Here is a 24350-nt window from a genome sequence, read left to right as displayed (position 1 = left end):
TAGTTTACTAGTTTCTAAAATAAATAGACTATATAACTGAATATGTAATTGTATTCAACTATATAGTCTATTTTAATATTTATAATTACTTTTCTACTTCCATTTCTTTAGCTTTACTTTCATTAACTTTAAAACTTTCATTTTTGTTTAATAATATATGACCAGATTCATACGGATTTCCATCTATGGATATATAAACTTTTTCTACACCATAATAATTTCCTAGTGTATTGGTAACAGATTGCAGTATCAATGTCTCTTTAGTACTTCCTGCATTCATCTGTGTTACAAATTCCTTTGAGAAATCTACACAAACCTTCTTTTCATCATCATTCATATATACATAATTTATCTTTGTATTATCACTCATTATTTTCATGGTATCTTTATCTTTTGGAGTTTCCTTAAAATATCTTTCAAATATATCTTTTATCTCTTCATTAGTTTTTAATTCTATATTTTGATTTCTATATACCAAACCTTCACTATTAGATTTTGGATAATACTTAGGATAATATAATTTTATATTTTGTTCAAGTGGAACATTTTGTTCAACACTCATAAGTTCTGTAATCACTCTCATATCTTTTGATTCATAAACTCTTTTAATATGTCCTATAGTTGGCACAAAATAATCCTTCATTACATATACTTCTCCTGAAGTAGTTACCTCTAAAGCATTAAATTTACCATAAGGCGTTTCTACTAAAGCATCTACTGAACTTATTCTTCTCTCATTTCCTTGATAATCATTCCATTTAGTACCTACTTTTATAGGTTTCTTTAATATTACATCATTTTTTAAATTACTGATGTCTACTTTACCATTTCTCATTAATTTTATTAAATTGTCTTTAAAATAGAATTCTTCTTTAGTCATTATGACTCTTATTTCCCCATCTTTAACTTCTATTACCTTTGCAAATTCAGTGCCACCATTATTTTCTCTTACTTGCATTTTATTTTCACTTATAAAGTCAACAAATACTTCTTTACCCGCATATTCAATTCCAGTACCTTTGTAAGTCATCTTCACATTTGGTTCAAAAGGGAAATAATCGCTAAGTGAATACTCTTTTTTTTCTGATTTTTTTTCTGAAATATCTTTTTTAGCATTAATAGAAGAAGTCCCCTTATCACTTTTTTCATTTTTAATCTCAGTGTCATTAGCTTTGCATCCTACTAAAGTTGTTAATTGAATGGCTACTAGCATAGGTATAAATATATTTTTAAATCTAGTCATCATAACACCTCTCCATACTAATGATTATAACACTTAACATATTTGATAATCTAAAGCAACTCTTTCTGCTGAAACTTCTCTTATGAATTCTACTACTTTCAAATGTAACGGATGATTTGCATAAACCTTCAATGCTTCAAAATTCTCTACTTCTAATTCTAAAATCACATGAAAATTTGTTTCTGAAGCTAATTTATGATTTATCCCCACTTTTATACTACTTATTTCACTTATTTTTCCTTGTAACTCCTCTAAAAGTTGCTTAATCTTTAGCGCATTATTTTCTCTATTATTACCAGAAGCTTGGCTTTTTAATTTCCACATAACTACATGTTTTATCATATTAATACCTCCGTACAAATTATTACTAGTATTTATAGCTTTTATCCATATTATGGAGTAACTAATCATATATTATACTTCTAATGTATATACTAGTATATTACTATATATATTAAGATTTCAACCTTATATTAATTATTTCACAAATTTTACTTTTTTCAAGTGTTTTTTATATATTTTTTGTCATAACTTTCAGATATTTAGACATATTTTATTTTATTAAATAAATTCTAAAATTATCATTTTTTTCAATTTTTATTAAAAACAATCTTTAATTTCCCTTATATGGTAAATGAATAAAATAAGCTTCCCTTTTTACAAAACAAAATCAGTGTTTCTTTTTATCTAAATTCCAAATATATCATAGCATAGGTAGAGACAAATCTATATACAATAGATATAATGCATAAAATAATATAATTATATTATGATTATCCCACAATAAGGTACAATGTAGTGGAATTATGAAATTTTTTCTCCATGACTTGCATAAAAGCTCGGAACAATAAATTTAATTTAAGAAATTCTAATCTTTTAGCCATATAAAATTATCTAACGCTCACATTCAGCGTCCTGCCTCAGGTTCGCTAGCCTGGCGTCCTTGCCAGGCTTACGATAATTTTATCTGTCTAAAAGAAGAATTTCTAAAATTAAATTTAAACAGTTCCTTTGCTTCTTATGCAAGTTATTCCAGAGAAATTTCATAATTCAGGTAATATAACGCTTTTTGTGGGATAATCATATTATCAATATTTATTATTAATTTCTCCATTAAATTTTCTATTTTGTAACCTTTTTGTCTAATAGAAGTTGTACTATAAAACTAGATAATTGTAATAGACAAATTAAGCGAACGGAGGCTTTAATATGAGCAATTATATAGATAACAAACCATCTAAAGATAGAAGAAGAGTAACTAGAAAAAGAAGACATAAGTCAGGGCATAATCTAAAATTTTACGGAAGTGCTTTTATATTATTTGCTATTATATTATGTTCATTTATAGTTTTTAAACATTTTAATAACAATTCTCAAAAAGCTGTAACTACTATTAATACTAATTCATTAGCTTCGAGCAAAAATAGTGAAAAAACTACTAGTAATGTTAATAAAAAAGATATTAAAGAGGAAAAAACTAATTCTGATAAAAAAGAAATAGATACAAAAAATACTAAAGATAATAAAACCAATACAAAAAATGGTACAAGCAGTAAAACTATGGATAACAATGATTATAGTGTATTTGCTGATCAAGTTTTCCATAAAGATGGTAAGAAAGTTGCTTTTTTAACTTTTGATGATGGTCCTACTAAAAACATAACACCTAGAATATTAGACACATTAAAACACTACAATGTTAAAGCCACTTTTTTTGTATTAGGTCAATTAGCAGAACAAAACGGTGATTTATTAAAAAGAGAATATGAAGAAGGTCATTCTATAGGAAATCATTCACACTCTCACGATTACAAAAATATTTATAAAAGCGTTCCTTCCTTCATGCAAGAATTTAACACTGCAAATAAGATTATTGAAACTAGCATTGGAAATGGATTTAAAACTGAACTTTTTAGATTTCCAGGTGGTTCCTTTGAAAAAAGGAAAAATCCTTTTAAAGAAAAATTAAAATCAGAAGGTTTAAGATATATAGATTGGAATGTGTCCAGCGGTGATGCAGCTGGTCAAAATGTACCTGTACAAAATATTCTTTCTAATATAAAAAATACCTCAGCTGGAAAAAATCATATAGTTATACTAATGCACGATGCAAGTACCAAAAAAACTACAGCTGATGCTCTTCCTCAAATTATAGAATACTTAAAGTCTCAGGGCTATGAGTTTAAAACATTAAAATAATAATTTTTAAAAATACTACAACACTATAATAAAAAAGTATAAATACAAACGTTCTCCTATAAGGTAAGACATTTTTGTATTTATACTTTTTCTTATTAAGAACAATACTCATTCTTTTTATTTTCTATATTATCTTTTAATTTTTTCTCTCCTAATATTTTACCATTACAGTAATTAGATCTATAGGTGATATAAATTATACCCATTATTAAAATAAATAAGTCTAAAGTAGTTAAAGTTTTCTTAATGTCTTCAGATACAAATTCCGAAAAAACATATATAGTAAAAAAAATAACTAACCACAATGTACCTTTTAAAGTGTCTCTATTTATTTTCTTTTTGATTATTTCCTTCTTATCTATTTTCTTCTTAGTTACTTTAATATCTCCTATTTTTACTTCTCTATAATTCTTACCAGGCCCCTTTTCTTTTTTTCCTTTATTAAAACTAAAGTCAACATATAAAACTTTTCCCATCTAAGTCACCCTTCAAAATTTCAAAATTTTAAAATTTAAATTAGTAAGAACCACTAAAATAATATAAAACTATCTAAACCCATAATAAATATACGAATTATTTTGAAACTGTCCTCCTTTCAAATTTAAATTCCCACTTAAAAACACATTTTAAAAATTCCTGCTTTTAATTTCCATATAAAAGCATACTTTAAAATTTTCTACTTTTAAATTTACTTCCCACTTAAAAACTATCTTATAAAACTAAAACCCTACTTTTAAGTTCTCCAAAGTAGGGTTACTTTCCTTTTAATATTTATATTTTTTTAACAAAATTACCTCCTTAATGCTAGAATAAAATTGTCTAATAAATTAAAAATATAAGTAAACTATGAATTAATCTAAAGGCGGTGTAAAAATGAAAAAATCATATATAAATAAACTTTTTTTAACTTATTTTGCTGCTTTATTACTATATATTTGCAGTTCCACTACTGTATTAGCTGCTCCTGCTACATATACAGTAGTACCTGGAGACAGCATGTGGAAAATTGCTGTTAAATATCAAATAGGATTGAGTGAACTGGTAAAAGCTAATCCTCAAATTAAAAACCCTGCATTAATATATCCAGGTCAAAAAATAACTATACCAAATATTGATGATATAAAAGCTATTGAAAATGAAGTAATACGACTTGTAAATATAGAAAGAAGCAAGGCAGGCGTTGCTCCACTAAGCGCTAACTGGGAGCTTTCAAGAGTAGCAAGATACAAATCTCAAGACATGATAAATAAGGGATACTTCTCTCATCAATCACCAACTTACGGCTCTCCTTTTGATATGATGCAAAATTTTGGATTGAGATTTTCTGCTGCCGGTGAAAATATAGCCTATGGCCAACGTACTCCCGCAGAAGTTATGAATAGCTGGATGAATTCCCCAGGACACCGAGGAAATATTCTAAGTCCTTCTTTTACACAAATAGGTGTAGGAGTTGCTAAGACCTCTTCTGGAGTCTATTATTGGACCCAAATGTTCATAAAACCAGCAAAATAAATATAAATTACTGAGCAATTTATAACTTAGAGGCCAGAATTCAGTGGGACTAAAGATTCAATTAGCTAGCGCCATTAGTGGGCTAGTGGGCTAGTGGGCTAGTGGGCTAGTGGGCTAGTGGGCTAGTGGGCTAGTGGGCTAGAAAAGCTTCGCTTTTCTAGCCCTTTTTCCAATTGAAAAATTTTAGAATATAAAAAGATAGAGAATATAATGTCACAATGTGAAATTATATTCTCTGTTTTAATTTTCCTAAATCCTTTGTTGACCATAGTGCCTAAATACTATAGATAAGGATTGTATAAACCAGCACATTATATTTATAAATTAAAGGTGATTTTCCACAGTGACAAATACATATAGCTGAATTTAACAATTAAATTCCAAGAGGTACATAATGTTATGTTATCTATGTTTATTTACATATTGTTTCACCTTTTTTATAAAGTTTATTGTAAATACTAGTAATAATATTCCCTAATAATTATTTAAAGATACTTTCGTCCATAAGTTTAAGTTCTGGAGATATGATTGGCTTGAACTCCATTTGATCTAATACATCCCTTTGTAGATCTACCCCTGGTGCTATTTCTATTAAAACTAAACCTTCTTTTTGAAGTTTAAATACAGCTCTTTCTGTTATATACAATACATACTGGTCAGTATCTAAAGCATACTCTGCACTAAATGTAATTTGTTCTACTTTATTAACAAACTTTTTAACTGTTCCTTCATTTAATATAGTTAATTTCCCTTGCTCCACTTTTTCCTTTAATCCTCTAGTAGTAAAAGTTCCACAGTATATAACCTTTTTAGAATTTTGAGTTATGTTTATAAATCCACCACAGCCTGCAATTTTTGTATGAAACTTACTAACATTTATATTACCCTTTTCATCGCATTGAGCAAGTCCTAGAAATGCTGCATCTAGGCCACCACCGTCATAAAAATCGAATTGTGAAGGCTGATCTACTATACAATCTGCATTGGTAGAAGCTCCAAAGCTAAGTCCAGCTGCAGGTATTCCTCCTATAGGACCTGCTTCTACAGTCAAATTAAGCCCTCCTATGCCTTCTTCGCTAGCTACCATAGCAATTCCCTCCGGCATACCTATACCAAGGTTTATGGCAGTACCTGACTCTAATTCTTTAGCTGCCCTTCTACATATGACTTTTCTTTGGTCTAAATTCATTTTCGGTAGAGCTTCCACTGGAACTTTAACTTCTCCTGAATAGGATGGATTATACTGTTCTCCAAAAGTTTGCATATGATTTTCTGGCGAAGAAACTACTATAGCATCTACTAACATTCCTGGTATCTTAACAAATCTAGGATCTAGTGTGCCATTCTTAACTACTTTTTCTACCTGCAAAATTACTAACCCTCCACTATTCTTGGCAGCTTGAGCCATAGCAAGACTCTCTAAAGGAGCTACTTCTTTTTCTAATGATGCATTTCCATTTTCATCAGCATAAGTTGCTCTTATTAAAGCTACGTCTATAGGAAAAGCTTTATATAGTAAGTATTCTTTTTCGTTAATATCTAGAAGTTGTACCAAATCTTCTTTTGAAATTTCATTTAATTTACCACCTTGTATTCTTGGATCTACAAAAGTTTTTAACCCCACATGCGTTATAGTTCCAACTTTTCCAGCTGCTATGTCTCTAAATAAATGACTTATAACTCCTTGAGGAAGATTGTAACCCTCTGCTTTATTTTCTAAAACCAATTTTTGAAGCTTTGGAGCAAGTCCCCAATGTCCTCCAATTATTCTCTTTAACAATCCTTCATGCCCCAAATGATTAAGTCCCTTTTCCTTTCCATCTCCTTGTCCAGCTGAATAAACAAGTGTTAAATTTTTAGGGCTTCCTTCCATTAAGAACTTCTTTTCCATTTGTAAGGTAAGCTCTTCAGGATGTCCACTTCCTACAAAGCCTTCTACCGCTATAGTGTCCCCATCCTTAATCATTTTCAACGCTTCTTCTATGTTTTTTACCTTGTTCATACTCATAACCCCCTTAGTCTATTAAGCATTACGCATAATTACACTATCAAAGCAATATCCATGCCATTTGCAGAATTTTATAAAATTTCTATAAATTACTCCCATATCTAAATGCTTATACTATGACTGTTATCCTTAAATTTAGCTAGCTGGCAATAAATATTTTTTTTACTGTTTACAAAGTTATTTTATTAAATTTAAACTACAAAACTCATTATAAATGGCAAAACTGTATGATTTCTCATACAGTTTTGCCGTTTTCTCAATAAAATTGTAGCAAATTTCATACAATTTAATTTCTAATTTTATAGCCTTGTAGCTTTCATTGCACATAATATATATAATAATTATTCTACAAAAGCATTACATTACTTGAATTATGAAATTTCTCTGGAATGACTTGCATAAGAAACGAAGGAACTGTTTAAATTTAATTTTAGAAATTCTTCTTTTAGACAGATAAAATTATCGTAAGCCTGGCAAGGACGCCAGGCTAGTAAACCTGAGGCAGGACGCTGAATGTGAGCGTTAGATAATTTTATATGGCTAAAAGATTAGAATTTCTTAAATTAAATTTATTGTTCCGAGCTTTTATGCAAGTCATGGAGGGGAAATTTCATAATTCCACCACATTGTACCTTATTGTGAATTAATCATAATAATTTATTCGTGCAAAATCTTATACTATAAAATTTTGTACTTATTCATTTTTTCGTATAAAGTTGATCTGCTTATACCTAAAGCTTTTGCAGCTTTACTTTTATTTCCACTATAAATTTTTAAAGCATTTATAATAGCTTTTCTTTCTTCTTCACACACACACTGCTCTAAAGTCATTATTTTTTCTTCTACTTTACCAGTTATTTCTTTTGGCAAATGACTTAAATGTATTAGCCCATCCTCTTCTAAAAGGTTGATAGCTCTTTCTATAGAATTTTCTAGTTCTCTTACATTTCCCGGCCAATAATAGGCTTTTAAGCTCCCCATAGCTTCATTCGATATGCCTTTTATATTTTTATTTAAATCATTGCATATTTTTTTAATTAAAAAATTGGTTAATTCCGCTATATCTCCGCTTCTTTCTCTTAAAGATGGAATTTTTATATTTACTACATTAAGCCTATAATATAAATCTGCTCTAAACTTGCCCTCTTTAACTAATTTTTCTAAGTCTTGATTTGTAGCACATATTATTCTAATATCCACCTTCTTAGGCCCCATTGAACCTATTCTTTCCACTTCCTTTTCTTGTATTACTCTCAAAAGCTTTACCTGCATATGAAATGGCATATCTCCTATTTCATCTAAAAATATACTTCCTCCGTGAGCCATTTCAAATTTTCCTATTTTACCTCCACTAGCCGCTCCTGTAAAAGCCCCCTTCTCATAACCAAACAGTTCTGATTCCAAAAGATCCATAGGAATAGCTGCACAATTAACCTTAACAAAAGGACTGTACCTTCTATTACTCTCATTATGTATAGCATGGGCAAATAGTTCTTTTCCCGTACCACTTTCCCCTGACAGCAAAACATTAGAATTCGTATTTGCCACCCTTCTGCAAAGCAGTTTTGCTTCATTTATTGCAGCACTAGATCCTATTATGTCATGAAAATAATACACTGCTTTATTTAAAGAGCTAAGTTTTCCCCTATAGTTATCTATTTCTTTTTCCATTTTATTTATTCTATTATATATATCATTAAGTTCTTTTACGTTTCTAAATAACACTTTTCCTATAGCACCTTGAACTTTTCCATTTTTTATGATAGGAAATCTAGTTGCTACAATATATCTTCCCTTTATTTCCTGCAGTTCACCTATTTCCTCTTTTCCTGTTTTCGATACCAAGTGCAATCTAGTATTTTCTATAACCTGCGTTACGTGTCTGCCTACAGCCTTTTTTACTCCTAAAAATTCTCTGTAGGCTTTATTCATCATGGTAATATATCCTTCCTTATCCACAACTACAATCCCATCATAAGCCACATCTAAAACCGTTTGTAGTAACTGTCTATCATTTTTATCCATATAAATCACCTTCAACAGACTATTTTATCTCTAAATTATATATTCTGTGAACCTATAATTTATCCTCTTTTATAACTTATATTAACTTCTATTTACTTAGTCTATAGATTAATTCCGTTCCATCATCTTTTTGAATAGCTTAATTTACTAATTATTGTTGCAATATAGAAGATTTAAAATTATAATTAATCTATGGATATAATCCTTTCTGTTTAATCTGTTAATTGAAAAATTAAGCCGTACATTAATGTGCGGCTTATTATTTTGCATAAAAAAATAAGCCCTAAGGCTTATGACTTATTTCATAAGTTCAATCATGGTAAGCTCGTCCTCTTTATGAGCTTGACTAATTATTGAATTATATATGTTTTTCCATTCTTCTGGTGAAGTTACACCAACTCTTTTTTCCTCATCCTTATGTTCATCATAATATTCCTTAGCTGCTGCTTTTTCACTTCTTATAGCTTTTAAAATATCTAGGACTTCTTCTTTTTGTAAATTTAATTTCATAGTAACCTCCCCATTTCTCTTTGTTTTTGATATAAAAAGATTTTTAGCTTTTTAACGTAAATAACGTTTTTATACGTATATAATAACAATAATTTACTTTTAATGCAATATTTTTATTTATATTTGCCACCGTTTTAAAAAGCTGTAGCTATTCTAGAACTTTTGCTTTAATACTATAGTTCTAGGAGAGCTGGTCTTTTTACTTATATAACCCTTCTTTTCTAAATTCTCTAAATATCTATGAACCGTAGAAGTTGATTTGAAATTTAACATTTTAGTTAACCCCCTTACTGTTGTGGAAATATGATTACTCTCCATATAATTTTTTATTGCTTGAAGTAACGCTTCTTCTTTATCTGTTAATTCTATCTGTAATATTATATATTATATCGAATGTATATTCTAATTTAAAAGAATAAAAAAGGCTCTAGATAAACTAGAACCTCACTTTTATTTCAACTCAAATTGTGCTTTCATTTGCATCTTATTTCCCGTAAAAGTACAATTCATATTTGAACCATCTTTATTTATCCAACTATACATTATACTTTCAGTGTCCATTATTTTTGTTTGTGAAGTTATCTGACCTTCTCCCAATACTGCCTTAACTTCATCATATGTCATGCCTTCTTTAACTTTATTGAATTTATCAAGTGTAACTTCTGCATCTGGTTCTCTTAATCCCATTTGAGCCTTTCCAGTTACAACATTATTCTGTATAGTAACATTCATGCTACTTATTCCATTGCCGCTCCATGAGTATATAGTTGTCTTAATCCCAGATACTTCACTAGAACTATCCTGTTTTCCTTCTCCTATAATTTTAACAACAGCATCATACTTCATTCCCATTTTAATTTTTAAGAAGTTATCATAATTTACTTCTGTCTCTTCTTCTGTCTCTTCTTCTGTCTCCTCTTTCTTTTCTTCTGGTTTCGTACTAGTGCTTGTGGACTTATTATCTGATTTAGAAACTTTATTATTACTATTTCCTCCTCCTATAGCAGCTATGACAATAACTACAATGATTAACCAGAACCACCATTTCTTAAAAATTGGTTTTTTCATAGAAAATTCCCCCTTATATGTAATATACAATTTGTAAACATATACATAATAGGAAGCAATAGATTTAATTTGCCGTAGAGAAAAAAAGCCTTCTTCTTTATCTGTTCTTCAACTTACAAGTTATATTGTATTTTCCATCTGTGGAACTCTTAGAGATAACCCTATAACTCCACATTCCTTTTATAGCTTTAACTTTTACCTTTTCGTTTATTTTCTTTGCCTTTTTATTAAACACTTCAACGTTTTCAGGATTAGTTATCAATATTTGCATATCTCCCTCTTTAACTGATGCTGAAACTGAAAATTCTACTTGATCCTCTCCCTTAACTTTAAAAGGTATGGTTTCATCAAAATCTGTTGCCTCAGAATAGCTTACTCCAGTATTTAAGGGAGTTTTCATTTTCTTATATTCATTTATAAAAGTATAAATTAATATACAAAGAGATATGCAAATAACAATTTTCGAAATTGTATCTTTTTTTTTGTTCATTTAACCTTCCTCCTAACTTTATGCAATTAAGATTTAATCATAGAATCTCTTGGAGATATCTTTGCACTTATAAGCTTTATTGCTATAGATATTGTAATTACTTGTACTAATGTTATTGTAGTTTCCACCAATATAACTAGCCAGTTTATAGAAATAACTTCTACACTAAAGCCTAAAAAATCACTTATAGATTTATTCATATATAGACTAACTAAAAAAGTAATTATGTTAGATAAAATTAGAGATAACAATAATATAATTCCTAACCCACCCACAATAACTTTTAAGATATATCTGTCTGATATACCAAGTGCTTTTAACAATCCTATCTTCTTTTTTATTCCTTTCATGAAATATGACACTAGAAGAAATAATATAACTATACTAATTAAACATACAAATGAAATATTAATGACTATATTCCTTTTTACATCTAGCTTATTGCGAAAATTTTCATTAATGGAACCTATATTGTGCTTTGAGAAAAGTTTACTTAGCCCATTATAATTATTCTTATATTTTTCAACCGCTTTATACCCTTTAAAATAGCCTACTATAGCATTTTCATTTGTTTTTCCCTTGTCTGTATCAAAAGTATTTTTTGACATAAATATTCCTGATTTAAAAAAATCTGCATTCTCATTTATTATGCCTGTAACAATATACTTCCCTTTATCCTTCATGTCCATATCTTTACCTAATGTAATAGGTATGTTTATCTTATTACCTACTTTTAATTTAAAATAATTAGCAGCATATGCTCCAATAACAACTTCATCCTTACCACTACTTAGCATTTTCCCTTCTTTAAGTTGTTTTTTTATAACATCCTCTAAAAAAGAATCCTCTACTCCATATACCCAGTAATTAATCCTTTCAAAGAAACCATTCTTACTTTTTGTTTCTATATTTCTTACAACCATTCCATAAACTTTTATATCATCACCTAAAACTTTCTTTGTTTCCTCACTTAATGTGGAAACATCTCCAAATAATTCATACCCCCTACTTCCATATATATCCCCTTTTCCATAAACCTCAAAATCTGGCGTTGCCAAAGTTGAACCTCTATTAGAATAATACGCTACTTGTATTCCTACATATGTCAATAAGATAGTAGTAATAATTATTATTGCAAATAATATTCTTTTCTTTTCAAAAAACACATTAGTAAGCAATTTTCTAAACACACTTTATTCTCCTCTCATTTAGTTTTACATATTAATTACCTTATCAGCACATTCATTAAAACTATCTTCATGACTTGCTATAATGCAGATTTTTCCTTTTTCATGACAGTATTTATTGATTATTTCTACTATTGTTGAAACATTGTCTTTATCTAAATTGGAAACTGGTTCATCACATATCAATATATCTGGCTCATTAATAAGAGCTCTTGCTACGCCAACCCGTTGTTGTTCCCCACCTGACACTTCATACGGATAATGATTAGCCCTATGAGCCATATTTAGTTTTTCCAAAATCTCTATAGCTTTTTTGTATATTTCTTCCTTATTCCCTTTCCCTTGGCATAAGTTAGCTAATGTTATATTTTCTATCGCTGTAAGTCCATCTAAAAGATTGTAATCTTGAAATATTACACCTAGCTTGTCCCTACGTATAGAACACTGTTGTTCATTTGTTAAATTACTCACTAAATTTTCATTATAATAAATTTTACCCTCTGTTTGTCTTTGCAAAAGCGATACCAATGTAAGCAATGTGGTTTTTCCCTTGCCTGATTCTCCTTTTATAAGATATAACTTTCCACTTTCAAAGATATAATTAAAATTGCTTATTACCTTTATTTCTCGATTTTTTTTACAATATGTTTTCGTAAGATTTTCAACCTTTATTTCCATATTACCTCCATACATTAAAATCTTATTTTAAATAAATTTTTATAGAGTTAATGCTCTCTTTGTCCTGCCGCATTATTTGATTTTATTTCACAATATTCAATTTATGGTTAATATTTTAAATATTATCACATTTTTATATTAACATTTTTTTCATTTATTGTAAATTAGAGCGTTAATATAACCTTTCTATTATAATTTTGCATAGATTAATTATAATTAATGTTTTCCATAATTAATAATCTAATTTTTATTAGAAAATAAGATTAAATCAATATAATTACATAAAATATTATAATATCTATAATATTGCATTTCAGTTTCAATAATTTCACAATAAAATAACCAAATAGATTTGTAATAAAGTAGAAAAGATTTATATTGCATGCGGCTACACGGATTTCCGAAAAAGTATTGATAAATTAGTTATTTATAGTTCAAAATCAATTTAAACTATATTCTTTTGCTAACGCACTATTTGTCTTTTGCAATAAACAAATGGATAAATTAAAAATTCTCCACTTTTATGAAGGCTTTTAGCTATATTATTAACATTTAGAAGCTAATGAAAATAGGAAGTATGGGAAAATAGCTTTTTTAGAGTAAAAAAAGAAGGCTTTAAGGAATCTACAAAATCTCCTAAAGCCTTGATACAGGTGCCCTACGTTCTTGCCTTACATGGTGCGCCCAGGGGGATTCGAACCCTCGACCTCCAGATTCGAAGTCTGTCACTCTATCCAACTGAGCTATGGGCGCAACAAATATCTCTTCATTAATAATGCGCCTTTAATTGTTAAATCAAAGGCGCATTTGGAGCGGGTGAAGGGAATCGAACCCTCGTGTCCAGCTTGGAAGGCTGGCGCTCTACCATTGAGCAACACCCGCAGGTTTTGTTGGAGCGGAAGACGGGACTCGAACCCGCGACATCCACCTTGGCAAGGTGGCGCTCTACCAACTGAGCCACTTCCGCTTATTGGTGCAGGTGAAGGGAGTCGAACCCCCACGCCGTTGGCGCTAGATCCTAAGTCTAGTGCGTCTGCCAATTCCGCCACACCTGCATTTTGGTGATCTACCGGGGAATCGAACCCCGGACACCATGATTAAAAGTCATGTGCTCTACCGACTGAGCTAGTAGATCGTTTGGCTGGGATGGCAGGATTCGAACCTACGAATGCTAGAGTCAAAGTCTAGTGCCTTACCGCTTGGCGACATCCCAATATATGGGGTGAATGATGGGATTCGAACCCACGACACCCAGAGCCACAATCTGGTGCTCTACCAGCTGAACTACATCCACCATATTTAAATAAATGGTGCGTCTTAAGGGAGTCGAACCCCCGGCACACGGCTTAGAAGGCCGTTGCTCTATCCAACTGAGCTAAAGACGCACATTTTGGAGCGGGTGAAGGGAATCGAACCCTCGTGTCCAGCTTGGAAGGCTGGCGCTCTACCATTGAGCAACACCCGCAGGTTTTGTGGTCGGGGTGACAGGGCTTGAACCTGCGACCTCATGGTCCCAAACCACGCGCGCTCCCATCTGCGCCACACCCCGAAATCTTGATCTTTTTATAAAAATGGTGCGCCATCAGGGATTCGAACCCTGGGCACCCTGATTAAGAGTCAGGTGCTCTACCAACTGAGCTAATGGCACACTTTTGGTGCGTCTTAAGGGAGTCGAACCCCTGGCACACGGCTTAGAAGGCCGTTGCTCTATCCTGCTGAGCTAAAGACGCATATTTTGGAGCGGGTGAAGGGAATCGAACCCTCGTGTCCAGCTTGGAAGGCTGGCGCTCTACCATTGAGCAACACCCGCAGGTTTTGTTGGAGCGGAAGACGGGACTCGAACCCGCGACATCCACCTTGGCAAGGTGGCGCTCTACCAACTGAGCCACTTCCGCTTGTTGGTGCAGGTGAAGGGAGTCGAACCCCCACGCCGTTGGCGCTAGATCCTAAGTCTAGTGCGTCTGCCAATTCCGCCACACCTGCATTTTTGGTGATCTACCGGGGAATCGAACCCCGGACACCATGATTAAAAGTCATGTGCTCTACCGACTGAGCTAGTAGATCGTTTGGCTGGGATGGCAGGATTCGAACCTACGAATGCTAGAGTCAAAGTCTAGTGCCTTACCGCTTGGCGACATCCCAATATATGGGGTGAATGATGGGATTCGAACCCACGACACCCAGAGCCACAATCTGGTGCTCTACCAGCTGAACTACATCCACCATATTTAAATAAATGGTGCGCCATCAGGGATTCGAACCCTGGGCACCCTGATTAAGAGTCAGGTGCTCTACCAACTGAGCTAATGGCACACTTTTGGTGCGTCTTAAGGGAGTCGAACCCCCGGCACACGGCTTAGAAGGCCGTTGCTCTATCCAGCTGAGCTAAAGACGCACATCTTGGAGCGGGTGAAGGGAATCGAACCCTCGTGTCCAGCTTGGAAGGCTGGCGCTCTACCATTGAGCAACACCCGCAAGTTTTGTGGTCGGGGTGACAGGGCTTGAACCTGCGACCTCATGGTCCCAAACCACGCGCGCTCCCATCTGCGCCACACCCCGAAATCACTGCCTTTGAAAACTTCATCTTTTTCATTTCAGATGTTTTGTTCCCGACGACAATGATTATTCTACACTATACTGTCTATTTCGTCAATACCTTTTTAGAATTTTTTTTGTGTTTTTTAGTTTATTCCCATTATGGATATATCTACCTTATTGCCCTCAATTGTCATAATAGCTACGGTTTTACTGGCATCCCTAGGTAAAGATGGACTTCCTGGATTCACGTACCATATACCTTCAATGCATTGATTCATAGAGCAATGAGTGTGACCAAATAGCACTATATCTGCCTGCAATTCCAGTGCTCTATATCTTAATCTATCTATTCCCCATTTAACATCATATTTATGTCCATGGGTTATAAGAAACTTCTTTCCATCTATTTCTTTTACTATTTCATCAGGTACTTTATTTGTGAAATCACAATTTCCTTTTACACTTATAACTGGACATTTGAAATGATTAGCTATTTCTTCTACATCTTTAACATTATCACCTAAATGTATTATTAGATCCATTTCTTTAAATATATCCTCTAATTTACTTATATAAGTTAAATTTCTATGTGTATCACTTATAATGCCTATTTTCACCATTATTCCTCCTGCATTACTATTCTTACGTTATCTTCAAGTTCCCTTAAAGCTCTAGCTCTATGACTTATTTTATTCTTTATTTCTCCATCCATTTGAGCAAAAGTCATATTATATTCTGGCACATAAAATAATGGATCATAGCCAAATCCATTTTCTCCAGCTTCATTCTCTATGATAACACCATTTATTTCTCCTTGGACTTTTATATTTCTTTCTTCCCCTATTATCAAAACCATTGCACATACAAATTTAGCTTTTCTATCTTCATAATCTATGCCTTTTAGCATCTCTAAAAGCTTCTCGTTGTTCTTTTTATAATTTCCATGTTCTCCTGCAAAACGTGCTGAATATACACCTGGTGCTCCACCTAAAGCATCTACCATTAATCCCGAATCATCAGCTAAAACCATAGCATCTTCTACTATTTTGTATATTTCACTTGCCTTTATGTAAGCATTTTCCATAAACGTAGTCCCTGTTTCTTCTATATCAATATTTATTCCTACTTCCTTTAGAGATAAAACTTCTAAATCAAATTTAGAAAGTATATTTTTTATTTCTTCAATTTTATGTTCATTATTACTAGCTACTACTAATCTTTTCACTTTATAATTCACTCCTTAAGTTTATTTAATCTTTTTTTAATAGACAAGCAATATTTGCATGAAACTTTCATATATTCTTATAAGGATTAATTTTAGGTGGTGTATATATTTTGAAATATATTGGTCCTTTTTTAAGGATAAGTAGTATCAATAAAGATAGTATTATAAACGAACTTTTTCACCTTTCTAAGGAATCATTAAAACATATAGTTTTAAATTCAAAATGCGGAATTGTAATTCCATTAGAAGATTTAAAGGACAACTCTTTTTCTAATAACGATATTAACATAGTTAAAGAATTTTCTCCACTGCTATGCATCTATAAAAAGGCAGATTCCAAATTTATAGATGAATATGGAAAACTAGTATGGAATGAGGAAAAATTCAAAAAAGAAGTAACACCTTCTTCCAATGCTTTTATGACCCTCTGTCTTCTAGAATTACTAGATTACTACAAGAATTTTGAAAACATATGTGGTGACAAATATCTATACTATAAATTGTATATGTCCATATGTAGAAATCAACTTTTATTTTACGCTTCTTACCTTAGAAATCCAGAGGGTGTGTTTGTAAATAAAATAGATTCTACAGAAACCTTCTCCGAAAATATAGTATTTGAAGATAAAAACAAAAAATTTAAATTTTCAGATCAAGCTTTATTTATGGCTGCTTACTATAAATACTCCTGCTATGGCGATAAATATAGTGAAGATTTCAAAAAATTTTCACTGGATATACTAAGGATGTTCTTAGAGTTTAAGGATGATTTATACACTTTATCTTTAGAAGAATTAAATAAAATTTGTTTTAGCCTAAACATATTTTATCATTATTCTAAGGATGAAAATGCTAAATTACTACTTTTAGATGTTTGTGACTTATTACTAAATAAATATGAAAATACAGCTTTAGATGAACTAAAAAAACCTGTAGAAGAAAAATCTCTTTTATTTATAAATTTAATTTGTATAAATAAATTTATGGCTGTTATAAAATTCCAAGAATTAAGTCAAAAAATCTTTCATGACCTTATAAAATTATACGATGAAAACTTAGGTATATTCTATTATTCAACTGAAGACAAAAAAAATACGTTTTCTTCTTTGGAAATCATGTTGTATTTAAACTGCCTATTAATTCAAGCTACAATAAAAGATTTTAAGGAATATAATTCTATACTTCATAATATATTTAAATATCAGCTAGTAAATTCTGGTGTAGTCTTAAGCTGGCCTGAAGCACCAAATCTAGATGATGTGGAAAGATATAAAGATTTTTCACTTAAATCTGATGATTTATTAGAGGAGCAATACTTCATAATGCCTAATATATCCACACCAGAAAATACGCAATATGCTCCTATTTTTGTTAAAAATATAGAGTTTAATAAAAAGAAAGAATGTTTTAAACAAAAGAAACTTTCTTTTTATAGTGAACCCAATATGTGTATATTCTTTATTATTCTTTATATCCATAAATTTTTAAAAGATAATAAAGATTAAATAATTTATTTAATGCCCTAACAATATTATAAAATGGGGCTGTTGCATTAAAAAATTTACATACAATATATTGTACTAAAAATTAAAATCTAGTACAATATATCGTAGTATTTATTCTTAATACCACAGCCCCATTTTTTCTTTGTTTTATTTAGTTTTCTATAGTTTTACTATTTCCTCATTTACTAACTTATTAACTATTTCAGGATTTGCCTTTCCTCTTGAAGCTTTCATAATCTGACCAACTAAGAATCCAGTAACCTTAGTTCTACCATTCTTATAGTCTTCTATGGACTTAGGATTTTCTTTTAGAACCTTTTTAACTACTTCTAAAATAGCTCCCTCGTCACTATTTTGAACTAATCCTTTTTCTTCTACTATTTGTTTAGGGTTTTTTCCTGTTTTGTGCATTTCTGATAAAACTTTTTTTCCTATAGCATTAGATATAGTTTTAACCTTTATGAGTTTTATAAGTTCTGCTAATTGCTTTGGATTAAATTTAAGGTCACAAACCTGTAAAAGCTCCTCATTCATAAGTCTTGATATGTCACCCATTATCCAGTTAGATGTAGCTTTAGCATCTCCACTTTCCTTTGCAGCCTCTTCAAAAAAATCGGCCATATTCATAGACAACACTATTACTTCTGCATCATATTTAGGGATTTCATATTGCTTTAAAAATCTTTCTAATTTTGCATAAGGAAGCTCTGGTATTTCAGCTTTGATTTTTTCTATCCAGCTGTCATCTATGTTTATAGTGACTAAATCTCCCTCTGGAAAATATCTATAATCATTAGCATCTTCTTTGCTTCTCATAACTTCTGTTATGCCCTTATTATCATTCCATCTTCTAGTTTCTACTCTAAGTTCTTCAGCATTTTCAACTGCCTTAGTCTGTCTTTCAAATTCATAGTTTAAAGCTTTTTCTAAAGCTTTAAAAGAGTTCATATTCTTTATCTCTGTTCTTACGCCAAACTTCTCCGTGCCTTTTTCTCTTACAGATATATTAGCATCACATCTTAAAGAACCCTGCTCCATTTTACAATCAGATACTCCTATAGCTTGTAAAATACTCTTTAATTTTTCAAGATATAATACTGCTTCCCTAGGACTTCTTAAATCTGGTTTTGAAACTATTTCAGCTAGTGGCACTCCAGCTCTATTATAGTCCACAAGTGTTCCTAATTCTGTATGTATAAGCTTTCCTGCATCCTCTTCTATATGAATTCTTTCTAATCCTATTCTTTTTTTATTCCCATTTCCTAATTCTATATCTATGTATCCATCATAGCATAGAGGCATTTCATCTTGTGTTATTTGATAATTTTTAGGGCAATCTGGATAAAAATAGTTTTTTCTATCCATTCTGTTTACTTTATTTATAGAACAATTTAAAGCAATTCCCGCTTTCATTCCGTATTCTACTACTTTTTTGTTAAGCTGAGGAAGTGAACCTGGAAGTCCCATACATATAGGACAAACATGTGTATTAGGTTTTCCTCCAAATTCTGTAGTACACCCACAGTATATTTTTGTATTTGTCGCAAGTTCCACGTGAACTTCTAGTCCAATAACCGCTTCAAACTCCATGTTTTTCACCTTCCTTTATAGCCTTGGCATTTTGTTATGATGATCTGTTGACTGTTCATAGCTATATGCTAAATTAAATAATTTTCCCTCTTCAAAATAATTACCTATAATTTGCATTCCCACTGGAAGACCATCTACCATGCCACAGGGTACAGATATAGCTGGTATTCCTGCCATATTAACAGGTACTGTATATATATCTGATAAGTACATTGAAAGTACATTCTTTGCCTTTTCACCTATTTCAAATGCTGTAGTAGGTGAAGTGGGTGTTATTATAGCATCATATTCTTTAAATACTTTATCAAATTCTTCTTTTATAAGTTTTCTTACTTTTAATGCTTTTTTATAGTATGCATCATAATATCCTGCTGAAAGCACATAAGTTCCAAGCATTATTCTTCTCTTAACTTCTTCCCCAAACCCTTCTGTTCTAGATTTAAAGTATATATCCACAGAATCCTTAAAATTCTTAGCTCTATAGCCATATCTAATGCCATCAAATCTGGCAAGGTTTGATGAAGCTTCTGCACAAGCTATAATATAATAATCTGCTAAAGAGTATTTGGCTAATGGAAGTGAAATTTTCTCAACTATGGCTCCATTTTCCTTTAATACTACTATAGCTTCTTGTATTTTTTCTCTTATTTTGTCATCTAGACCCTGGAAAAATTCTGTAGGAACTCCTATTCTAGTTCCTTTTATATCTTTTGTAAGGAATTTTGTATAGTCTGGCACTTTTACATCTGCTGTAGTAAAGTCTCCACTATCAATTCCTGATATAGCACCTGTTAAAAGTGCACAGTCATGTACATCTCTTCCAAAAGTCCCCACCTGATCAAGTGTAGAACCAAAAGCTACTACTCCATTTCTTGAAATTCTTCCGTAGGTTGGCTTTAATCCAACTATTCCGCAAAGAGAAGCTGGTTGTCTTACAGATCCACCTGTTTCTGTTCCAAGAGAAAGAGCTGCCTCAAAAGCTGCTACTGAAGCTGCTGATCCACCAGAAGATCCCCCTGAAACTTTGGTTAAGTCCCAGGGATTTTTAACAGGTTTGAATGCACTATTCTCATTAGAAGATCCCATGGCGAACTCATCCATATTAGCTTTTCCTAATATAATAGCATTGCTTTCTTTTAATTTTTTTGTTACAAAGGCATCATAAGGAGCCACATATCCTTCTAGTATCTTAGAAGCACAAGTGTTTTGCATTCCCCTTACATTTATATTATCCTTTACTGTTACAGGTACTCCTGCAAGAGCTCCCACTGATTCCCCTTTATCCAATTTTTCATCTACTTCTTTAGCCTTATTTAAAGCCTCTTCTTTAGCTACATAAAGGTAAGCTCCTACTTTTTCATCTACTTCATCTATTCTATTAAAAAAAGCTGTTGTAATTTCTTCAGCCTTCACTTCTTTATCTTTAATTAATTTCTTTATTTCATGAGCTTTTAATTTATAGAGCTCCATTATATCCCTCCTTTATTTAAATCTATTCCTCTATTATCTTAGGAACTATTACGTATTCCTCTAGTTTCTCTGGTGCATTATCTAAAACATCTTTAAGTTCCATAGATTTCATAACTTCATCTTCTCTAAATTTATTTTCCATATAGTAAGGATTTACTACTATATCCACATCATCTGTATTTAATTCATTTAACTTTTCCATATAATTCAATATATTATTTAAATCCGTTACAAGAGATTCTTTTTCTTCTTCATTGAAACTTAGTCTTGAAAGTTTCGCTACATATTCAACATCTTTTTTTGAAACTGACATGTTATCCCTCACTTCCTGTTTGTACTAATTATAACCAAACTAATTATTATATAACATTTCCATTTTATCACAAAATTTTATTTTTACATAATCCCTCTTTTAAATGAATTTCCAAACAGCTTATACATGACATCTTATCCCTTTTAGTATTGTTTAGATTTATCTCTATAAACTAAACAAAATCCCTAGTCTCTAATGTACACTCACTAGTTTAAACACATATAAAACTAGAAATTTATACTCAAAGACTAGGGATTAAATTCATTTAACTATTAATTTTCAATTATTAATTTTTAACTATTAATTATCAATTCTCCACTATCAACTACTAATATACTCCAACATACATAAAAAATATAGTTCCCATTGCTAAAAGCATGTACAATAAAGGATAAACTATGCTAGAGTGATCTTGTTTTTGAATAAACATCTTAATAGACCAAGTGATTGCCGTGAAAAATATACACAATTGAATAATCCTGTAAGTATTAAAATGCCTTAGGTATATAAATTGATATGTAGTTAACAGTGTTATGACAAGAACTACTACTGTTATAAAAACACATATCCATCCTAAAGTGTCAATTACCTTCCTCATTTTTCTTCCTCCGCTTACATTACTACTTTTGAAATTAACTTAATATGTTTAATGCTTTATTATTAAAGTTAACTTAATATATCAAATTACATTATTGAATTTATAATAACCGTTTATGGTTATTTTGTAAACAAGGTAATTTATTTATATTAAGCTATTTTATACTTTTTTAGTTTTTTAAGCACTTTTATACTAATTTTTCAAACTCTTCTTCCGTAATAATCTTAATTCCTAAGTCTAGTGCTTTTTCATATTTAGATCCTGGTGCTTCTCCCACTAAAACATAATCTGTTTTTTTACTAACACTTGATGACACTTTAGCTCCAAGACTCTCCAATTTGTCCTTTATTTCTGTTCTACTATATTTTTGAAGACTTCCAGTTACTACTACAGTTTTACCTTTAAAATTATTTTCTTCTACTTTTACATCTTCAAAATAAGGTTTTATTCCAACATTAAATAATTCATCTACACTTTTACTTATCAATGAATCACTAAAAAAGTCTACAATACATTTAGCCACAGTTTCACCTATATCTTGAATTTGGATCAACTCTTCAAATTTAGCATTTTTAAAATTTTCAAAGTTCTTAAATGTATTAGCTAAATCTGTGGCAGTTTTTTTACCTACATTAGGTATACTAAGTGCATATATAAATGAAGCTAAATCAGGATTTTTACTTTTTTCCACTGAATCTATTAGATTTTGAGCCTTTTTCTCTCCAAATCTTTCTAATGTCAATAGTTGCTCTTTTTTTACATTATATAGATCACTTATGGATTTAATGTTTAGATTTTCAAAAAGTTGTTCTGCTGTTTTTTCACTAAATCCCTCTATGTTCATAGCTTCTCTTGAAGCAAAATGAACTATACTCTTAACTAACTGAGGTTTGCAAGACAGTGTGTTTTCACAAAAATAGTGTGCTCCATCCCTTACAACTTCACTTCCACAATATGGGCATTTTTTTGGTGGTTTTATGTCTTCTGTTCCTTCTAGACTCTCCTCTACTACTCCAATTATTTCAGGTATAACATCATTAGAACGTCTTATAAACACTGTGCATCCTTTTTTAACACCTTTTTTTTCTATGTCATCCATATTGTTTAATGTAGCTCTTTTAACAGTTACACCTGCTATCTCCACTGGTTCTAATAAAGCTGTAGGACTTACCCTACCACTTCTACCTACATTCCATTCTACATCTAAAAGAGTAGTAGTAGCTTCCTCTGCTTCAAATTTAAAGGCTATAGCCCACTTAGGGAATTTTACAGTGTATCCTAGAACATCTCTAGTTTTTATGTGATCTATAGCTATAACCGCTCCATCTATATCATAGTTCAATTCCCCTCTAATTTTATTTATATACTCTATTTCTCTTTTTATATCTTCTATAGTTTCACATTCCTTTATGTAGTCATCTATAGGAAGTCCCTTCTTCTTTATAAAATTCATCATTTCACTATAGGTTTCAAAAGCTGTTCCTTCATTGTATCCTACATCATAGAAGAAAGCTGAAAGATTTCTTTTAGAGGTTTCTTTTAAATTTAAATTTCTAAGAGCACCAGCAGCTCCATTCCTTAAATTTTTAAGTGGAACCTGAGCATTTCTATTATACTTTTCAAAAGCTTCCTTTGTCATTATAGCTTCCCCATGTATTTCTACTACTGCTCCATTATCAATTTTAAGAGGTATAGATTTTATAGTCTTTACCTGCGCTGTTACATCTTCTCCTACTACTCCTGTTCCTCTAGTAGCCGCTTTACTTAATACACCATTTTCATCATAAGTTAAATTTACAGTAAGGCCATCAAATTTCTTTGTAACTATATATTTTAACTCAGGTAGTTTGTCTTCATGTGTTCTATTGTATTCTTCCACAGCTTTCTTATTTCTATTATGCCACTGAATTATACCATTTATATCTTGGGATTTATCAAGACTCCAAAGTTTAGCTTTATGAGTATACTTTTCAAATCCCGATAATATGCCATCTCCTACCCTTTGACTTGGGGAATAAGGCAATATAAATCCTGTGTCTTTCTCAAGTTTTACAAGTTCATCGTAAATTTTATCATATTCTTTATCCGATATAGTTGGATTATCTAATACATAATATTCATATGAATGTTTATTTAGTACATGCACTAATTCTTTTATTCTTTCAATATTTTTATCCAAAAAATTTCACCT

The 24350-nt window shown here is 31.1% G+C and carries 22 protein-coding genes and 22 tRNA genes; 4 read left to right on the top strand and 40 right to left on the bottom strand.

What is annotated here, in order from left to right; all coding sequences use genetic code 11:
- Window positions 1-85 precede the first annotated feature (85 nt).
- Together C1715_RS15695 and C1715_RS15690 are read right to left on the bottom strand one after the other, a co-directional pair.
- Complete coding sequence (locus tag C1715_RS15695; RefSeq protein ID WP_102401314.1) at window positions 86-1246, bottom strand: GerMN domain-containing protein; 1161 nt, start codon at window positions 1244-1246, stop codon at window positions 86-88.
- A gap of 30 nt (window positions 1247-1276) precedes the next feature.
- On the bottom strand, window positions 1277-1585 hold the full coding sequence (locus C1715_RS15690; protein WP_102401313.1) for a Dabb family protein: 309 nt from the start codon (window positions 1583-1585) through the stop codon (window positions 1277-1279).
- A gap of 867 nt (window positions 1586-2452) precedes the next feature.
- Here C1715_RS15690 and C1715_RS15685 point away from each other — a divergent pair.
- On the top strand, window positions 2453-3442 hold the full coding sequence (locus C1715_RS15685) for a polysaccharide deacetylase family protein (RefSeq protein ID WP_102401312.1): 990 nt from the start codon (window positions 2453-2455) through the stop codon (window positions 3440-3442).
- A 95-nt stretch (window positions 3443-3537) separates the two neighbouring features.
- Here C1715_RS15685 and C1715_RS15680 read toward each other — a convergent pair whose 3' ends face one another.
- Entirely contained in the window at window positions 3538-3918 is a 381-nt protein-coding gene (locus C1715_RS15680) for a hypothetical protein (protein ID WP_102401311.1), read from the bottom strand.
- Window positions 3919-4315: 397 nt separating this feature from the next.
- On the opposite strand from C1715_RS15680, the gene safA reads away from it, so the two are divergent.
- The gene (gene safA, locus C1715_RS15675; RefSeq protein WP_102401310.1) at window positions 4316-4954 is read left to right on the top strand and encodes a SafA/ExsA family spore coat assembly protein; all 639 of its coding nucleotides are present in this window, start codon (window positions 4316-4318) and stop codon (window positions 4952-4954) included.
- Between the two features lie 481 nt (window positions 4955-5435).
- Here safA and C1715_RS15670 read toward each other — a convergent pair whose 3' ends face one another.
- The 8 genes from C1715_RS15670 to C1715_RS15635 form a co-directional block, all read right to left on the bottom strand.
- A complete protein-coding gene (locus tag C1715_RS15670) occupies window positions 5436-6956 on the bottom strand; it encodes an acyl CoA:acetate/3-ketoacid CoA transferase (RefSeq protein WP_102401309.1) in 1521 nt (506 codons plus the stop codon).
- A 684-nt stretch (window positions 6957-7640) separates the two neighbouring features.
- Entirely contained in the window at window positions 7641-8987 is a 1347-nt protein-coding gene (locus C1715_RS15665; protein ID WP_102401308.1) for a sigma-54 interaction domain-containing protein, read from the bottom strand.
- A 297-nt stretch (window positions 8988-9284) separates the two neighbouring features.
- Complete coding sequence (locus tag C1715_RS15660) at window positions 9285-9497, bottom strand: hypothetical protein (protein WP_102401307.1); 213 nt, start codon at window positions 9495-9497, stop codon at window positions 9285-9287.
- Between the two features lie 153 nt (window positions 9498-9650).
- Window positions 9651-9866 carry a LexA family protein gene (locus tag C1715_RS15655; RefSeq protein WP_102401306.1) on the bottom strand — a complete coding sequence of 72 codons (216 nt, stop codon included), beginning with the start codon at window positions 9864-9866 and terminating at the stop codon, window positions 9651-9653.
- An 81-nt stretch (window positions 9867-9947) separates the two neighbouring features.
- On the bottom strand, window positions 9948-10565 hold the full coding sequence (locus C1715_RS15650) for a DUF3862 domain-containing protein (protein WP_102401305.1): 618 nt from the start codon (window positions 10563-10565) through the stop codon (window positions 9948-9950).
- A gap of 97 nt (window positions 10566-10662) precedes the next feature.
- Window positions 10663-11055, bottom strand: a complete 393-nt coding sequence (locus C1715_RS15645; protein WP_102401304.1) for a hypothetical protein — start codon at window positions 11053-11055, stop codon at window positions 10663-10665.
- Between the two features lie 26 nt (window positions 11056-11081).
- A complete protein-coding gene (locus C1715_RS15640) occupies window positions 11082-12245 on the bottom strand; it encodes an FtsX-like permease family protein (protein ID WP_102401303.1) in 1164 nt (387 codons plus the stop codon).
- Window positions 12246-12269: 24 nt separating this feature from the next.
- Entirely contained in the window at window positions 12270-12920 is a 651-nt protein-coding gene (locus tag C1715_RS15635; RefSeq protein ID WP_180964113.1) for an ATP-binding cassette domain-containing protein, read from the bottom strand.
- A gap of 429 nt (window positions 12921-13349) precedes the next feature.
- Here C1715_RS15635 and tnpB point away from each other — a divergent pair, with 429 nt between their 5' ends.
- Window positions 13350-13457: an IS66 family insertion sequence element accessory protein TnpB gene (tnpB, locus tag C1715_RS20340; protein ID WP_146005420.1), complete on the top strand. Its 108-nt coding sequence runs from the start codon at window positions 13350-13352 to the stop codon at window positions 13455-13457.
- 139 nt (window positions 13458-13596) lie between these two features.
- On the opposite strand, the gene C1715_RS15625 is transcribed toward tnpB, so the two are convergent.
- The 24 genes from C1715_RS15625 to C1715_RS15510 form a co-directional block, all read right to left on the bottom strand.
- A tRNA-Arg gene (locus tag C1715_RS15625) sits at window positions 13597-13673 on the bottom strand.
- A 55-nt stretch (window positions 13674-13728) separates the two neighbouring features.
- Window positions 13729-13802 (bottom strand) — tRNA-Gly (locus C1715_RS15620).
- A 9-nt stretch (window positions 13803-13811) separates the two neighbouring features.
- Window positions 13812-13887, bottom strand: a tRNA-Gly gene (locus C1715_RS15615).
- Between the two features lie 4 nt (window positions 13888-13891).
- A tRNA-Leu gene (locus C1715_RS15610) sits at window positions 13892-13975 on the bottom strand.
- 4 nt (window positions 13976-13979) lie between these two features.
- Window positions 13980-14055, bottom strand: a tRNA-Lys gene (locus C1715_RS15605).
- 3 nt (window positions 14056-14058) lie between these two features.
- Window positions 14059-14133: transfer RNA gene (locus C1715_RS15600), tRNA-Gln, on the bottom strand.
- Between the two features lie 5 nt (window positions 14134-14138).
- A tRNA-His gene (locus C1715_RS15595) sits at window positions 14139-14214 on the bottom strand.
- A 14-nt stretch (window positions 14215-14228) separates the two neighbouring features.
- Window positions 14229-14305 (bottom strand) — tRNA-Arg (locus tag C1715_RS15590).
- Between the two features lie 6 nt (window positions 14306-14311).
- Window positions 14312-14385: transfer RNA gene (locus C1715_RS15585), tRNA-Gly, on the bottom strand.
- A gap of 8 nt (window positions 14386-14393) precedes the next feature.
- Window positions 14394-14469, bottom strand: a tRNA-Pro gene (locus C1715_RS15580).
- A gap of 23 nt (window positions 14470-14492) precedes the next feature.
- A tRNA-Lys gene (locus tag C1715_RS15575) sits at window positions 14493-14568 on the bottom strand.
- A gap of 5 nt (window positions 14569-14573) precedes the next feature.
- A tRNA-Arg gene (locus C1715_RS15570) sits at window positions 14574-14650 on the bottom strand.
- Window positions 14651-14656: 6 nt separating this feature from the next.
- Window positions 14657-14730: transfer RNA gene (locus C1715_RS15565), tRNA-Gly, on the bottom strand.
- A 9-nt stretch (window positions 14731-14739) separates the two neighbouring features.
- Window positions 14740-14815 (bottom strand) — tRNA-Gly (locus C1715_RS15560).
- Window positions 14816-14819: 4 nt separating this feature from the next.
- Window positions 14820-14903: transfer RNA gene (locus C1715_RS15555), tRNA-Leu, on the bottom strand.
- Between the two features lie 5 nt (window positions 14904-14908).
- Window positions 14909-14984, bottom strand: a tRNA-Lys gene (locus C1715_RS15550).
- Between the two features lie 3 nt (window positions 14985-14987).
- Window positions 14988-15062: transfer RNA gene (locus C1715_RS15545), tRNA-Gln, on the bottom strand.
- Between the two features lie 5 nt (window positions 15063-15067).
- A tRNA-His gene (locus C1715_RS15540) sits at window positions 15068-15143 on the bottom strand.
- Between the two features lie 14 nt (window positions 15144-15157).
- Window positions 15158-15233: transfer RNA gene (locus tag C1715_RS15535), tRNA-Lys, on the bottom strand.
- A 5-nt stretch (window positions 15234-15238) separates the two neighbouring features.
- A tRNA-Arg gene (locus tag C1715_RS15530) sits at window positions 15239-15315 on the bottom strand.
- A 6-nt stretch (window positions 15316-15321) separates the two neighbouring features.
- A tRNA-Gly gene (locus C1715_RS15525) sits at window positions 15322-15395 on the bottom strand.
- An 8-nt stretch (window positions 15396-15403) separates the two neighbouring features.
- Window positions 15404-15479, bottom strand: a tRNA-Pro gene (locus C1715_RS15520).
- Window positions 15480-15601: 122 nt separating this feature from the next.
- A complete protein-coding gene (locus C1715_RS15515) occupies window positions 15602-16075 on the bottom strand; it encodes a metallophosphoesterase (RefSeq protein ID WP_102401301.1) in 474 nt (157 codons plus the stop codon).
- A 2-nt stretch (window positions 16076-16077) separates the two neighbouring features.
- Window positions 16078-16683, bottom strand: coding sequence for an XTP/dITP diphosphatase (locus C1715_RS15510; RefSeq protein ID WP_102401300.1), 606 nt, complete (start codon window positions 16681-16683; stop codon window positions 16078-16080).
- 110 nt (window positions 16684-16793) lie between these two features.
- Between C1715_RS15510 and C1715_RS15505 the strand changes: the two genes are divergently transcribed.
- Entirely contained in the window at window positions 16794-18188 is a 1395-nt protein-coding gene (locus C1715_RS15505; RefSeq protein WP_102401299.1) for a hypothetical protein, read from the top strand.
- Window positions 18189-18347: 159 nt separating this feature from the next.
- Here the strand turns inward: C1715_RS15505 and gatB are convergent, their stop codons facing one another.
- The 5 genes from gatB to ligA all read right to left on the bottom strand — a co-directional run bounded on the left by gatB (window position 18348) and on the right by ligA (window position 24338).
- Window positions 18348-19778, bottom strand: a complete 1431-nt coding sequence (gatB, locus tag C1715_RS15500) for an Asp-tRNA(Asn)/Glu-tRNA(Gln) amidotransferase subunit GatB (RefSeq protein WP_102401298.1) — start codon at window positions 19776-19778, stop codon at window positions 18348-18350.
- Window positions 19779-19793: 15 nt separating this feature from the next.
- Entirely contained in the window at window positions 19794-21248 is a 1455-nt protein-coding gene (gene gatA, locus C1715_RS15495; RefSeq protein ID WP_102401297.1) for an Asp-tRNA(Asn)/Glu-tRNA(Gln) amidotransferase subunit GatA, read from the bottom strand.
- Window positions 21249-21270: 22 nt separating this feature from the next.
- The gene (gene gatC / locus C1715_RS15490) at window positions 21271-21561 is read right to left on the bottom strand and encodes an Asp-tRNA(Asn)/Glu-tRNA(Gln) amidotransferase subunit GatC (RefSeq protein WP_102401296.1); all 291 of its coding nucleotides are present in this window, start codon (window positions 21559-21561) and stop codon (window positions 21271-21273) included.
- A 328-nt stretch (window positions 21562-21889) separates the two neighbouring features.
- Complete coding sequence (locus C1715_RS15485; RefSeq protein ID WP_102401295.1) at window positions 21890-22159, bottom strand: hypothetical protein; 270 nt, start codon at window positions 22157-22159, stop codon at window positions 21890-21892.
- A 187-nt stretch (window positions 22160-22346) separates the two neighbouring features.
- Window positions 22347-24338, bottom strand: coding sequence for an NAD-dependent DNA ligase LigA (gene ligA / locus C1715_RS15480; protein WP_102401294.1), 1992 nt, complete (start codon window positions 24336-24338; stop codon window positions 22347-22349).
- Window positions 24339-24350: the final 12 nt, after the last annotated feature.

The sequence above is a fragment of the Haloimpatiens massiliensis genome (assembly GCF_900184255.1).
Lineage (GTDB): Bacteria > Bacillota > Clostridia > Clostridiales > Clostridiaceae > Haloimpatiens > Haloimpatiens massiliensis.
The sequence above is the reverse complement of the archived record's forward strand: the minus strand, read 5'-3'. Positions and strand labels throughout refer to the sequence as shown.